A 13,565-nucleotide genomic window follows, 5' to 3' on the forward strand; every position below is an offset into this window, starting at 1 on the left:
TGCGAAGAAGGTTGGAGCCGCCCGTAAAGTAGAAGTTTTTCGGCGGCGGTCTTTTAATGGACATTGCTCGCCTAAACCTGCATACACCATGAAATGCAATACCTGGATTGTCACTGCCTGCTGTTTTTTGGGGTTATCCGACGTCCTTTTAGCCCAGGAAGATCTTTCGGTTTATGGTTACTGGAAATACCATCAGCCCGCGGCCGATCAGCTTTTGTACAAATCGCTGAGCGAAAGGGCATTCTTACTGCTGGGTAAGCGTGAGGCTGTTGTTTCATCCCTGATTACGAAAGCACAATGGGAGAAGCGACAGGCAGAAGTCCGTGCAAAGCTCGCAAAGGCCGTCGGACCTTTTCCTGAAAAAACACCCTTGAACCCGGTTATCACCGGAACTTTGAAAAAGGACGATTTCTCGGTTGAAAAGCTGTATTTCGAATCCCAGCCCGGTTACCATGTGACAGCCGCCATTTTTCTACCCGATAAAAGGCCGGAGAAAGCTCCTGCAATCATTTTTTGCAGCGGGCATAGCGAGAATGGCTTCCGCAGTGAAGCGTATCAGCGTTTGATCCTGAATTACGTCAAAAAGGGTTTTGTCGTACTGGCTTTTGATCCTATCGGGCAGGGAGAACGCATTCAATATCAGTCTGCCGAGCTGAAAGAGGGCGCAACAGGCGAGCATTCTTATGCGGGCGTTCAATCATTTATATCCGGGCTCCCGCCGGCCAATTATTTTATTTGGGACGGCATTCGGGCAGTGGATTATTTACTGACCAGAAAAGAGGTCGATCCCGCGCGTATAGGCATAGCCGGCCGATCGGGCGGGGGAACGCAAAGCGCGTACATAGCAGCAATGGACGACCGGATCGCCGTGGCTGCCCCCGAGTGCTACATTACTACGTTTGATAAACTGATCCGCTCGAATGGCCCGCAGGATGCCGAGCAAAACCTGATGTACGGGCTGGCAGAGGGCATCGATATGGCCGATTTTCTGGAAGTGCGCGCACCGAAGCCTGCATTGATCGTGGCCACCACCCGGGACATTTTTGCTATTCAGGGAGCAAGGGATAGTTATCATGAAGCTAAAAAGGCTTACAAGGCCTTCGGGAAAGCGGAGCAAATCCAAATGACGGAAGATGATGCCGGCCACGCTTCGACGGTAAAAAACAGGGAGGCATCTTATGCGTTTTTCCAAAAGTACCTTAACAATCCCGGCAGTCCTGCCGATTTGGAAGTGCAATTGCTGAGCGACGAGGAGCTGCATGTAACGCCCGGCGGACGCGCCATTGCCTCTTTGAAAGGGGAAAGCATGTTTTCGCTGAATGAAAAGCGCGCCAAGGAACTTGCGGCGAAGCGATATAAGGCAAAGCCAACTGCGAATTTTTCCGAGGAGTTAAGGAAGAAAATCATTGCTATATCTGGGTTTACGAAGCCATCCGGCAAAATGGATGTCATTTTCTCGGGCAGGCTGCACCGTGCGGATTATGCGGTCGAAAAATACCTGGTGAAGGGAAGCGGCGGTTACCACCTTCCCGTACTTTGGCTGAAACCTGCCAAAAGCATCGGCAAGACCGTCCTGTTGCTGGATGATCAGGGAAAGGCGCAAGCCGTGGAGAAGGATAAATTGGCCGACAAGCTGGCAAGTCAGGGGTATGAAGTGGTTGTGCCCGACCTGAGCGGCATCGGCGAACTCGGCAGTGGGTTTATTAACGGGGGTGATTCGGTCATCGAGGGCGTGCCGCTGAATTTGTGGTTTTTTGGTATGTTGACGCACAAAAGTCTGGTGGCAACCCGCGCGGAGGAGATCATGATCCTGGCCGGGTTTATCAGGACAAACGGAACGGCAGGATCCGCTCTGGCGGGCGTCGCCGTGGGGACGCTGACTTCCGATTTGCTGCACGCGGCTGCGATCCGGAACCCATTCGGCAAACTGGTATTGGTACAACCGCTGGTATCCTATCAATCCATTACAGAGGAAAGACTTTACAAACCCGGTTTCGCACTTTCGGCTGTACCCGGCGCATTGGCCGAATATGATCTCCCTGATCTGGTGGAAGCACTGTCTGCAAAGGACTTACTATTGATCAATCCGGTTACGGCTGCCGGGAAGGAAGTAAGTCAGCAGCAGGCGGATTCCATTTACCGTCCCGCCTTAAAGCAGAACCAGCGAGCCGGATTGCGTATCCGGTGTGGATTGCGTTATGAGGAGTTAATGGAATCCGCCTTGTCGTGGATCAGGTAATCATTTCAATGGCTTTACAGGCCATTCAGCCAATGGTTTTATGGGAGCTACATCGGGGGATTCGGATAAGTATGCGGAGAAACTATGAAGGGTGCCGGCAGCCAATTTTGCTTCAAAGCCCACTAAAGTTGTTCCAGGATTCGGTGCATCGTAATCATGCTGGGGTGTGGTAGGCCATGTGCGGATGGTGATCGGAGTCTGTGTATCGAACATGAGCAGCATTTTCTTCCCATTCTGCGAAAGCTCCACGGTTTTCGCGTCTACAATGCGGACGTCGGCGGCGGTGAGCATATTCCAGCGCATCAGCGTTTCTTTCGGGCCGCATTCGACCTCGTCCCGCACCACTGCATAGCGGCTATCGATGATCCCCAGTCCGCGACTGACAGCTTTGACCTGGTCCTGATACATTTCCGATAAATTGGTGGTCACCATCCTGCTGGCACCTTCCGTGGCTACTCCATCGATTTTGGCGTAGCCTTTCGCATTGGTCAGCTGGTTATCAAAGGAAATCACGTTATGCGCGAAGTTATTCAACCGGAATACCTCCCATCGCTGGGAGTTTTGGGACCGGTTCCACAAGTCCACACCCTTGGATTCGAGCGAGTTGTAGTCTTGCATGCCGAAATCCATCGCCCAGCGTTCGCCGAGCGCGTCCATCACAAACGAGCCCACGTCCATGTGCGCGTGGTTAACGGCCGGCGAGCCCGCTTTCACGCCAAGAAATACAGCCTGGGAGTTTTCCCACGAGCTTCGCATAAGCGCGACGGGCGAAGGCCCCTGACCAGCCCAGAATGTCTGTTTCGGTGCATGCACGGCGGAAAGCTCGGTTTGGGTACCCCAGATCAGCAATGCAGGAAGAATACGGTTTTTGACTTCCGTAGAACCGGGTGCGGAAAGCAGCGCTTTTTGTCCCAAAAGCAGCGACGGTTCCTGTGTTCTTTGTGCGAACCAGAAAAGGGCGGGGGTAAGGCCTTCTTTCAGGCCGCTGTCGCCCCAGTTGTGGGCCAGGCCCGTAGGCCCTACCAAATGCTGCATAAATGCACCGGTTTTCAGGAATCCGTCGGAGCGGGAAAGCCCGAAATCTGTTCCCAATGCCTTCTCCAATGCAGCTATCAGCAATACATTGAAACTCGTGCCATATCCCCAATAGCTGAAACCTTCCGGGTAGGCGCCGTCGGGTTTGTAGGAGTGGAGCATGGCTTTGGGTACGGACCCTACCGCCCGTTTGACGATCTGTGCGGCAATTGCAGGCTCGTGCTCGGCGATTGCCAACGCTCCAAAGGTGATCCCGGCGTTGCAAACCTGGTTCCAGTTGTGTTCTGCCGACAAAAACCAGTTGTAGGTCTTGTCCATCGAAGGATTAATACCCTTGGTAAGCATTGCCTCGCGCAGGCGTAAGCGCGTAGGCTCGTTCAGCTTGTCAAACAGCCAATCGTAGCCGATGGCCACGGCCATGGTCATTTCGGCCACGTCGAGGAAATGGGTAGGGTTCCAGTCTTCAAATGCCGCTACTGCCAGCAATTCCTTTTCGGCCCGGCCGAGATACTTTTGCTCGCCGGTGGTGCGGTAGGCGTAGGACAGCATAAAGACGCGCCGCAGGCATTCCCGCGATTTATCCAGCAGGCGTTTGCCGATTTTGATACGTTCGACCGGTGGGAGGTCAAGCATTCGATCGCATTCTTCGAGGATCGCCTTATGCACGGTTTGCCATTGCGGGTATTTCCGGATTTGCGTCACGAGGGCTTTCTCTTCGCCTTTCAAAAGCAGAAGCCGGGGATGGCCTTGTCGGAGCGTTTGGAGGATCCGACTGCTGTCCGCAGCGGGTTGGGCGGCAATGCGGGTCAGGGTGAATAGGGGTAGGATAATCAGTATTGTCAGCGCTCTTTTCATACTTTAATGGATGTGTATGGATTTAAAAAAGCATCCGACCGGTATGCCGGCCGGTCGGATGATACGAATGCGGTATGTTTACTCCCAACCCGGGTTCTGCTTGATTTTCGGGTTCTGTGCGAGGGTATTCAGCGGGATCGGCCAGAGGTAATGCTTCTTTTCATCGAAGACGGGTATTTCGTAGTCGGTACCCTTGTAAACCGCAATATACTCTTTGCCCGAAACAGGGTCTATGCCCGATTTCATCGTGGTACCGGCGAAACGTTTTTTCGCTGCGTCGTTCCAGCGGACGCCCATCGCGGGCATTTCCAGTTTTTTACCCTGCTTCCAGCGGATCAGGTCGGCGTAGCGTTGGCCTTCCATAAACAGCTCGATTCGGCGTTCGCGGCGAATTTCCGCGATGATCGGAGAAATACCATCCTTGGTGTAACGTGGGTCAACAGGCACCTTGGACAGCAGCAGGTGCGGCATACCTACCCGGTCGCGGAGCTTGTTGATAGTTTTGTCCAGATCGGCCTGACTGATGGTCCCCAACTCGGCCGTCGCTTCCGCATAGATCAGCAGTGCTTCGCCCAGGCGGAGGGTAATGGCCGGCGACTCGCCGGTGTTGTAGGCCTTCCCAATCATATCATCGGCATTGTAATGTTTGATAATGTGATAGCCGGTGGTTGTTTTAAAGCCGCCTCCGGGCATGCCTTCCAGCATCGGATAGGCTCGGCCATCGGCCAGGTGGTATTTGTAAAGGCCGGTATCTTCCGGGTGCAGAATGGTTTGCCGCAAGCGCGGGTCGCGGTTTTCAAAGGTGCTTTCAATGGTTTCATCCCCTTTGTACAGCGGCGATAGGGTAATCGGCAGCCCGTCGGTGCACAGATAGTCCTCTACCAGGCTTTTGGTAGCGCCGCCGGTGTAGCTGAAATACTGTTGGACATGGTTGTTGATAACTCCGGTTTTGTATTTTCTCCAATAAATCACCTCGGAATTTCCGGCCAGGTCGAGTACCCGGTGATAGGCGTTGTAGTCGCTTTGAGGCTTTCCGGTGCTGTAAAGGCGGTAGGGGCCGGTATCCATTAGTTCAGCGGCTGCTTTGGCCGCCTCTTCGAGCCACATTTTGGAATCACCTGCTCCGTGGTACTTGTTGAAAGTGCCTTCGTAGAGGCACACCCTCGCTTTGACCAACAACGCTCCCCAGCGGTTGATCCTGCCGGGCGCATTGCCGTCGCCCCAGTTGGCAGGGAGCTTTTGGCTGGCGAAATTCAGGTCTTCGAGCACCTTTTGCATGGCTTCCGCGCGTGGGGTGCGGGCGGCATAAAGTTCTTCCGAATCAATCGTAAGTTCCTTTTCCACGAATGGCACGTCGCCGTACTTCTGCACTTTGTCGGCGTAGAACCACCCCCGGAAGAGCCGCGCCTCGGCAATGTATTTGTCCTTGACAGCCTGGCTGACCTTGGCGCGGTCGTAATTGGCAAGCCCGACATTGATGGCCCTGACGAAGTCCCAACCCTGGTATCCAAACCAGTCGGGGCTGGAAGGTACATTGTATTTCCCTGCGCGGATCTGCTGAAAAAAGTTGTGTCGCGGCTCACGCGGGGCCATATTGTCCGAAAGCTCGTCGATGGACCAGATATTGCCGAAATGACTATCGAAACCCTCCGTATGGCCCATCATAATGGGAATCTTCCAGTCGTTGCGCGCGATATTGTAAAGGCTGTTGTTGTAAACAGCCAGGTCATTTTCAGTATTCCAATAAGTTGCATTGGTAATTTTGTCGATCGGCGTCCGGTCAAGAAATTCATCGTTACAGCCCGCCAGCAGGAGTAATGCAAGGGCCGTTATGGATTTTAAGAATATATCTTTCATAAGGATTTGATTTAATAATCGATGGAATCTTTCGCTATTTCCCGGCTGCTTAAAAGGATAAATTGATCCCGATCGTACCAATGCGCTGCATAGGGTATTCGATCGTCGGGGTCCGGATGGTTTCAGGATCGAGCGGTTTGCGGATTTTCGAAAATTCGAACAGGTTCATACCCGACACAAATACCTGAGCGCGTGAGATCCCGATCCTGCCCGTGAGGTCGTAAGGTAAAGTGTAGCTGAGCATGATGTTCTTCGCGCGCAGGTACGAGGCATTCTGAACGTACCTGGATTGCGGCAGGATGTTCTTCTTATCGCTGGTTGAAATGTGCGGGGCTGCGAAATAGGCATCCCGGTTGGTTTCCGACCAGGTGTCGGTGATGTAGTATTTCTCCACGTGCCCTGCATTGAACGGATAAAACCAGTTCCAGTTGCCATTATTGGGCAGGTAATCCGCCTTGCCGATGCCCTGGAAGAATGCCGTGAGGCGCAGGCCCTTGTAGCCGATGCTCGCATTGATCCCGTAGGTGTATCGCGGAGACGAGTTGCCTATAATCTTGTAATCGCCTGGGTTACCGAGGGTATTGTTGCCCGAGCTGATGATGCCGTCGCCATTCAGGTCGGCATATTGAATGTCTCCCGCCCGCCAGTTGTTGCCCAGCCGAGATTGGTTGGGAGCGGCAGCCACCTCATCGGCCGACTGAAATATCCCGACGGTTTGGTAGCCCCATATTTCACCCAGTTTCTGGCCTTCGTAATAAATCCCGCTGCCTTCGTTGGGCAATGCGCCGGAAGGGTTGCGGAATTTTGTGATGGTTGCGCTGGCATCGGAAAGGGCGAGGGTTACGTCGTAAGTCCAGTCGGTTTTGAATTTGTCCCGCCAGGTGAGTGACAGTTCCCAGCCCTTGGTGCGCAGGTCAGCGGCATTTTCCTGGGGAGCTGTGGTGCCCAGAATGTCCGGGTAAGCCACGTTCATCAGCATTTTCTTGGTATCGCGGGTGTAAAAATCGAACGACATGTCCAGTCGGCTTCGTAAAATGGTCAGATCAAGACCGATGTTTTTGGAGGTAACCGACTCCCAGGTCAGCGTCGGGCTCACAAGGCCGGCTGCCGAAACGTAGGGAATCAGCGAGCCTGCAAAAATGTAGGGTGCTTGTCCGGAGCCCATCGTCGAGACAGACGGGTAGTAGATCTGGGCACCCGTGCTGCGGTTCTGGATGATCTGGTTCCCGAGCGTTCCGAATGAACCCCTTAGTTTGAGGTTGTCGAGCCAGCTATTGGTTGCGGCCATAAATTGCTCGTTACTAACCCGCCAGCCGGCCGAGAAGGACGGGAAGAAACCAAACCGGTCATTTTTAGGGAAGCGCGATGTGCCGTCGTAGCGGCCGTTGAATTCGAGCAGATACCTGTCCGCATAATTATAGGCCAGCCGGTAGAATACACCTCGGAGTGCCACTTGCGACCTGCCGCCGAGCGTTTGCTGCGTGCCGGTGGTCGTGCTCAGGTCGGGCACCTGCGGGGTGATCAGCGACCGGGCCTGTGCCGTGGCAGACTGATAATTACCCATTTCCTGGTTGTAACCTATCAGCGCCATCAGCTGATGCTTGCCCAGATTTTGAAAAGTATACTCCGCAAATGTGTTGAGCACGTAATACCGGTTGTAGTCGTTCACATTCTTGATCCAGTCGTCGCCGCTGAAACCATAGCTGATGGGATTGGCTTCTTTCAAATCCTGCGATACGATTTCCACCTTGCTCTGGACGTCCTGGTAAATGTTGTTGTAGATGTTGTAAGAGAAATTACCTGTGATCTTCAAACCGGGCAGGGGCGTAAGCACCGCTTCCTGCGATAGCCACAGGTCGTTTTTGGTGAAGGTTTCCCGCCCGCCATCGAGCAGGTAGGGGAAGAAGTTCGTGCCGCCGAAATACTTTCCGATCAAGGGCGCGTATTTGTCGTGATCTCCGGGTGTCATGTAGGATGGCAAATCCGGGAACTGTATGGCTTGCAGCGGGTTCACCCTCGCCAGCGAATTGATGTTTACGTCCCAGTTATAAAAGTGCGGCTTATCGCTGTTCTGCGAATTGAAAACCACTTTTTCCGAGAGATTGAGCCATTTGTTGACCTGGAAATCCGCTTTCATCAGGATGTTGTACCGCTTGAACTTCTCGTTGTTGTAGCGCAGGTAGCCATCTTTGCTGTACCGCCCGAACGAAAAGAAGAATTTGGACTTCTCACCACCGCCCGAGATCGACAAATCCTGCTGATTGGTCGGTGCGTAGTTCGTCATGATTTTTTCCTGGTACTTGTTATAGCCGTAGAATTGAAGTGCGCCGTCCACCACGCCCCATTCGTTGGCGGGAATGGGGTTTTCCGAATATTTTTTGACAGCCGCTACGAACTGATCGTTATAGCTCGGAGCGCCCAGCGTGCGGATGTTGGCTGCATTACGCGCCAGAACGAACTGGTAGGGGTCGGTCACCAAATCCATATTGAAGATCGGTTTGGCCAGCGAAAACTGGGTGCCGAAGTTGACCAGCACTTTTCCCGACTTACCACTTTTGGTGGTGACTAGCACCACTCCAAATGCCGCGCGGGCGCCATAAATGGCTGCTGCCGAGGCGTCTTTCAGGACGCTGATGCTCTCGATGTCGTTCGGGTTGATCCGGTTGATGTCCATCGGCACGTTATCTACCAGGATCAGCGGGGCCCCTCCGTTGATGGATTCGTAACCCCTGATATTAAAAGTGGGCGATTGGGCCGGGTCGCCGTTCCGGACCGTAATGTTCAGGTTCGGGATCACGCCCTGAAGGCCCTCGCCGGTGTTGGCAATAGGCCGGTTTTCGATACGCTTGGCATCCGCAACGCCCACGGCGCCGGTCACATTCACCTTTTGCTGGGTTCCGTAGCCTACCACGACCACCTCGGTCATCAAACGATCCTCGACCGCCATGTTAACGGTGATGCCTGTACGTTTGCCGACGACGATTTCCTGCGTTGCATAGCCTACAAAACTGAAAACTAGCGTCGGGTTTTCACTCTGGACGTCGAGCTGGAATTTGCCTTTCGTGTCGGTGGTGGTGCCATTGGCGGTTCCTTTTACCACGACGCTTACACCCGGTAATCCGGAACCCGATTCATCGAGCACCAACCCGGAGATGGGTTGTGCGATGGCCGACCCGCAGCATGCCATGATGCCCATCAGGGCACACACCAGGCTGGTGAAACGTTTCGGGGCAAATCTGAATGGTGAGTAGAAGTGTTTTTTTTTCATAAACTAATCGTTAGGTGTAGTTGAAAAAAAACTGAAAGGTGTTTTCAACCTGTCTGAAATCAGGTTGTTGCCGGGATCGGATTCATCGTTTCAGCGACGAATTGCATCAGGATCCGGTACTATGCTTGCGGATAAAATATGCACTACAAAGTATTTCGATGTGCTGGATTTACTGATATTTATTATTGAAAAAAGTCAAATAATTGCTTGTTTTAACTGCTGGATACTTCTGATCCGAAATTGAAGGCCGCAAAAGTGGAAATGATCGATAACAACGAAATTTTGTTTCCGGGTGTCATAAAATCAAACAAACATTTGGGGCAATGAAAGCATTGAAGCTACTGATATTGACGTGGGTGCTGCTGTCGTGTAAAAAGGACGCCGGAATTATGCCGGCAGAGCTTGCGGGGCGGTGGCGAATGATCAGCCGTCAGGTTTCCGAGAACGGCATTGTACAATGGAAGCAAATACCCGAATCAGATACCCTCTACGTCTTTTTCAGCGAACATGGCGAGTATGTCAACTCCCAGGGCCTTCTTCTTCCATGTGGACCGACAGCCTTAAAAGTTAACGGAGAGGTTCGCGAAATCGACTTCCATAGTGCTCCGCTCATCACGCCGTACCTGGGTCTTTGTGCCGACTGCCCTACCTGGGATTTAGAACTACAATCCACACAACTCATTATTCAAAAATGTTCACCTGATGCAAAGGTGAAATTAATACGGGAATAATGTGCGGCGAAACAGCCCGGGCCGGAATGTTCAAATAGTTGTAATGATCGGTCAGATTGTGCGGCTGTTTGAACGGGCATTTTCTGACCTTTACATCATCACATTATTAAGTACAAACAAGATGAAAAGGCTAGAAAATAAAGTTATCGTGATTACCGGTGCCGCTATGGGGCTCGGTTATGCGACCGCACTGGAAGCTGCCAAAAATGGAGCCATATTATCTCTCATAGATTATAATTCCGAATCACTCGAAAAGGCTAAATCGGCCATCGAATCGCAGTATCCGGACACGCAGATACTGACTGCCGTAGCGGACGTTTCGGATGAAGCCGCGGTGAAGAAATATGTTGACGACACCGTTGCCCAATTCGGGCGGATAGACGGGTTCTATAACAATGCCGGTATCGAAGGCCGGCAGGCACCCATGGTGGAATACGACCTGGATGTGTTTAAAAAGGTAGTTGACATCAATTTGATGGGTGTTTATTACGGGTTGAAATACATTATTCCCGTAATGCAAAAGCAGGAATACGGCAGGATTGTGAATGTTGCTTCCGTGGGCGGGATCCGTGGGGTGATGAATCAGACTCCGTACGTGGCCACTAAACACGCCGTGTCCGGTATCACCAAAAATGCGGCGCTGGAATATGGCAAGTTCGGAATCCTCACCAATGCAATTGCGCCCGGAGCCATTTTAACACCGATGGTCGCCGAGGCTTTCAGGCAGGTCAATCCGGCTGACCCGAAACAGGCGGAAGATCATTATGCGCAGTCAAATCCAACAAAGCGGCTCGGCTTGCCTGAGGAGGTGGGAAAACTGGTTGTGTTTTTACTGAGTGAAGATTGCAGCTATGTGAGTGGGCAGATCATCGCCATAGACGGCGGGCAGTCCAACTCGTATGGTAATGTTTAATATCTTTTAATCGCGTCAGCTAATCGGGTAAAAGTGTGGACTTTTATCCGATTAGCTTTTGTCAGGACCGTCTGCTTCAAGATTTCAGATTCGAACGGATTTTGATAAAATTACCAATCTCGTGGTCGTCGACTAATTCGTTAGCATATAATAGGTTAAGCAGGTTTAAGTAATGCCTTTTAAACGCAATTCCATTTTCGCTGATGCTGCACAGTTCCTCAGCCCTGGTTTTGTTTAGCTTGATGGGTACCACGCTGAAATACAGTGACTGGATTAAACTCTTTTTGCGTAGCGCTTCGCTCCTTGGACTGCCGTCTAATGTAATTTCAATTTTATTCTTAATAGGCTTTGGGTGCATGCAGCTTTTCCCTGCGATCACCTGGTTATTCAATTGAATAGCCTGGGACTGGTTTGGAGATTCTTTGAGGTTAATGACAATCCCGTGATCGGGTTCGTAGGCACCGGGATGGGTGAGCCGGATCGTCAGATTAGGAGATACAGCGCTTAGTTGCGAAACAGTCTCTATAATTGTAACGGAATCTTCGTGTGTGAAACCGCCGTTCAGAAAAACGTTTACTTCTTTGGGATGCTTTAAAAGTTTGCCGGCGATAAAGCACTCTTCAATTTCCTTTCCCATGTATAACTCGGCGGGATAAGACATCAAACGTTTCCTGAGTTTTTCGTCTGTGTTTGAAATATAGAGCACATCAGAGAAGTCCTTTTCGAATGCTTCTCGTGCATAACCTGCGGGAAGGGCGGGCTCGTACAATAGCGACAGTATTCTTTTATCGAGTTCGGTGAATTGCTTTTCGGAGTTGTCGTTTTGAAAAGCATGCTGGAAGGGTAATTATAACTGTCACCGATTACCCCGAGCGATTACACAATTTCTTCGAGAACGATTTTTTCTCTTGCCTTCTCCGGGATACCAAGGGGATTTATGCCAATCAGGCATTTCGTAATCACGCCGTCGCTCATTTCCGGCCTCCCAAATCCGAAAGCACTATTGGTATCTATGCCCATCGACGACAAATCTTTGAGCCCGATATAGGACGCAACATCCCCGGCTTTTCCAAAATAGATTTCCATGGAAGGCGTTTCCCCTTCTTTCGCAAAATCACATTGCAGCGTTAACCCCAATGCATTGATAATCGACATGGCTCCTTTGACAGCATTTATATTTATACTGTCGGTATCACCCAGAATAGCAATTTTGGGATTTGAAGTCCATTTCGATACGTTGTCGATCTTACCGGAAGAAAAATCCTCGTGAAATACTGTTTCATAAAAATAATTAAGTGTCGCCGTATCATATTTCTGCTTTAATGCAGCTAATGCTTCCGCATCCATATGCGAGCGGTCGTGCCGGCAAGCGCCTGCGAATGCACCGAGGAACACGATGGTACAGACAACGAATGCGTTGAAAATTGGGTTAGTTTTCATCTTAGAAGCCCCGGAAGTTTTTAATGCTATTCTGAATAAAATAAATCTTGTTGTAAGTATCGATATTCAGCATTTGTTCAGCTATCGCATTTGGATTTACCGGGCAAACACGATCAGCAATAAACCAACCAAAAAGCAGATAAGCATCACATTGAGTGTTAGTTGAGTTCCTTTTGGAGCACCGTTAAACTCTTTCCAAAAGAATATCCCCCAGATCGAAGCAACAACTATTGCTCCTGATCCTAAGCCATACGATATAGCTGCCCCCGCTTTGTAGGAGGCAATAATGCTGAATAGCATGCCAATGCACCAAATAAAGCCTCCGGAAATACCCAGCAAATGATCTTTCAGGCTGCCTCCGAAATACTCGGAAAAGCTGACAGGTGAACCGGCGAATGGCTTTGCCATCATCAAGGGATTCAAAACGAGATTGCTAAGAAAAACACCACCGGAAAAGAAGCAGATAGCGGTATAAGGACTAAGCATGCCGGATAAGGGCTTTAATGGATCCGGGAACATAGCATTCGCGACATACTTATAATAAAGCCCCATGAGCAGGCCGCTACAAATGGACAGCAATAAGCCTTTACCCGAAACAGCAGCCGCTCCGCCAGGCATTTTTGTATAAGCGCGGGCATTAAGTGATATGGCAACAATGATAAGTGCTACCCCCGGGAAAAGTAGAATAGTGTCCCCGACAGGCGAATCCAAATAGTTTACAACGACTCCGAGCACCAACGACAGCCCGGCGCCTACTGAAAATGCGACAGATATTCCGGCTATCGAAATCGCAGCCATAAACAACAAATTAGCGGCATTGAAAATAACTCCGCCCGATATGGCACTGAAAATACTCTTACTATCCGATTGTTGGATGTCGACGAGGAAACTCCTGCCTTGTTCACCAAAACTACCCAAAGTCAAAGCCAAGATAAGCGCAGCCAATAGGATTCCGTTGACAAAATCCCAACAGAAAAGCTCAAACCGCCAATTTGCATTTACAAGTTTTTGGGTATTTGACCATGACCCCCAACAAAGCATTGTTATAACACAAAATAGAACTGCGGTGGGATAATTTTCAATAATGAACATTAACTTCTTTTGGTAGTGCTTTGTAAGAACGTGAATTTATGGACAAAGCAAAAATAGAAGACTGAATACTAATTTGTATTCAATTCATTGGTCGAAAATGTCACTTGTTTTAAAGCAAAAAAAAGTGCTGGTCAA

Annotated in this window: 9 protein-coding genes; 3 read left to right on the forward strand and 6 right to left on the reverse strand. The window is 50.7% G+C overall.

Annotated features, from left to right (window positions below):
• Positions 1–88 precede the first annotated feature (88 nt).
• Positions 89–2,239, forward strand: coding sequence for an alpha/beta hydrolase (locus tag CLV60_RS00540; RefSeq protein ID WP_106593441.1), 2,151 nt, complete (start codon positions 89–91; stop codon positions 2,237–2,239).
• On the opposite strand, the gene CLV60_RS00545 is transcribed toward CLV60_RS00540, so the two are convergent.
• The 3 genes from CLV60_RS00545 to CLV60_RS00555 form a co-directional block, all read right to left on the reverse strand.
• Positions 2,240–4,129, reverse strand: a complete 1,890-nt coding sequence (locus CLV60_RS00545; RefSeq protein ID WP_106593442.1) for a heparinase II/III domain-containing protein — start codon at positions 4,127–4,129, stop codon at positions 2,240–2,242.
• 78 nt (positions 4,130–4,207) lie between these two features.
• The gene (locus CLV60_RS00550) at positions 4,208–5,986 is read right to left on the reverse strand and encodes a RagB/SusD family nutrient uptake outer membrane protein (RefSeq protein WP_106593443.1); all 1,779 of its coding nucleotides are present in this window, start codon (positions 5,984–5,986) and stop codon (positions 4,208–4,210) included.
• A 49-nt stretch (positions 5,987–6,035) separates the two neighbouring features.
• Complete coding sequence (locus CLV60_RS00555) at positions 6,036–9,254, reverse strand: SusC/RagA family TonB-linked outer membrane protein (protein ID WP_229210756.1); 3,219 nt, start codon at positions 9,252–9,254, stop codon at positions 6,036–6,038.
• Between the two features lie 323 nt (positions 9,255–9,577).
• On the opposite strand from CLV60_RS00555, the gene CLV60_RS00560 reads away from it, so the two are divergent.
• Together CLV60_RS00560 and CLV60_RS00565 are read left to right on the forward strand one after the other, a co-directional pair.
• A complete protein-coding gene (locus CLV60_RS00560; RefSeq protein WP_106593444.1) occupies positions 9,578–9,985 on the forward strand; it encodes a hypothetical protein in 408 nt (135 codons plus the stop codon).
• A gap of 121 nt (positions 9,986–10,106) precedes the next feature.
• Positions 10,107–10,898: a glucose 1-dehydrogenase gene (locus CLV60_RS00565; protein ID WP_106593908.1), complete on the forward strand. Its 792-nt coding sequence runs from the start codon at positions 10,107–10,109 to the stop codon at positions 10,896–10,898.
• Positions 10,899–10,974: 76 nt separating this feature from the next.
• Here the strand turns inward: CLV60_RS00565 and CLV60_RS00570 are convergent, their stop codons facing one another.
• From CLV60_RS00570 to CLV60_RS00580, 3 genes are all read right to left on the reverse strand, one after another.
• On the reverse strand, positions 10,975–11,535 hold the full coding sequence (locus CLV60_RS00570; RefSeq protein ID WP_146151498.1) for a hypothetical protein: 561 nt from the start codon (positions 11,533–11,535) through the stop codon (positions 10,975–10,977).
• A gap of 239 nt (positions 11,536–11,774) precedes the next feature.
• Positions 11,775–12,338, reverse strand: a complete 564-nt coding sequence (locus tag CLV60_RS00575; RefSeq protein WP_106593446.1) for a hypothetical protein — start codon at positions 12,336–12,338, stop codon at positions 11,775–11,777.
• Between the two features lie 96 nt (positions 12,339–12,434).
• Positions 12,435–13,430 carry a multidrug DMT transporter permease gene (locus CLV60_RS00580; RefSeq protein WP_106593447.1) on the reverse strand — a complete coding sequence of 332 codons (996 nt, stop codon included), beginning with the start codon at positions 13,428–13,430 and terminating at the stop codon, positions 12,435–12,437.
• Between the last annotated feature and the right edge of the window lie 135 nt (positions 13,431–13,565).

It is taken from the genome of Dyadobacter jiangsuensis (assembly GCF_003014695.1).
GTDB lineage: Bacteria > Bacteroidota > Bacteroidia > Cytophagales > Spirosomataceae > Dyadobacter > Dyadobacter jiangsuensis.

Coding starts and splice junctions, on each gene's coding strand:
- CLV60_RS00580 (WP_106593447.1), bottom strand. CDS start 13,430: ATGTTCATTATTGAAAATTATCCCACCGCAGTTCTATTTTGTGTTATA.
- CLV60_RS00560 (WP_106593444.1), top strand. CDS start 9,578: ATGAAAGCATTGAAGCTACTGATATTGACGTGGGTGCTGCTGTCGTGT.
- CLV60_RS00565 (WP_106593908.1), top strand. CDS start 10,107: ATGAAAAGGCTAGAAAATAAAGTTATCGTGATTACCGGTGCCGCTATG.
- CLV60_RS00545 (WP_106593442.1), bottom strand. CDS start 4,129: ATGAAAAGAGCGCTGACAATACTGATTATCCTACCCCTATTCACCCTG.
- CLV60_RS00540 (WP_106593441.1), top strand. CDS start 89: ATGAAATGCAATACCTGGATTGTCACTGCCTGCTGTTTTTTGGGGTTA.
- CLV60_RS00575 (WP_106593446.1), bottom strand. CDS start 12,338: ATGAAAACTAACCCAATTTTCAACGCATTCGTTGTCTGTACCATCGTG.
- CLV60_RS00550 (WP_106593443.1), bottom strand. CDS start 5,986: ATGAAAGATATATTCTTAAAATCCATAACGGCCCTTGCATTACTCCTG.
- CLV60_RS00570 (WP_146151498.1), bottom strand. CDS start 11,535: ATGGGAAAGGAAATTGAAGAGTGCTTTATCGCCGGCAAACTTTTAAAG.
- CLV60_RS00555 (WP_229210756.1), bottom strand. CDS start 9,254: ATGAAAAAAAAACACTTCTACTCACCATTCAGATTTGCCCCGAAACGT.